We start from the raw sequence: 542 nt of genomic DNA on the forward strand, positions 1-542 counted from the left end.
ATGTTGGCCAGCGCGACGGTSAGGCCTTCCAGCACGTGCGCACGGGCACGCGCCTTGCGCAGCTCGAACACGGTGCGCCGGGTAACCACTTCGCGGCGGTGGCGAACGAACGCCTCGAGCATCTGCTTGAGGTTCATCAACTGCGGGCGGCCATCGACCAGCGCCACCATGYTGATGCCGAACACCGACTCCATCTGGGTCTGCTGGTAGAGGTTGTTCAACACAACTTCCGCCGACTCGCCGCGCTTGATCTCGATGAAGATGCGCATGCCGTCCTTGTCGGACTCATCGCGCAGCTCGCTGATGCCTTCGAGCTTCTTTTCCTTGACCAGCTCGGCGATCTTCTCGATCAACCGGGCCTTGTTCACCTGGTACGGGATCTCGGTGACGATGATCGATTCGCGGCCGTTGTCGGCCACTTCGACCTCGGCCTTGGCGCGGATGCGCACCCGGCCACGCCCGGTCCGGTAACCGGCCACGATGCCGGCGGTCCCGTTGATGATGCCCGCGGTCGGGAAGTCCGGGCCCGGGATGTACTCCAT

General features: G+C 64.1%; 1 protein-coding gene. It reads right to left on the reverse strand.

Annotation, left to right across the window (positions count from 1 at the left end):
* Positions 1-542 (reverse strand): DNA gyrase subunit A (locus ACXJKJ_RS31835; protein WP_457395716.1); only part of this gene is annotated, 542 nt, incomplete at both ends.

The organism is Roseateles sp. P5_E1 (assembly GCF_054049335.1).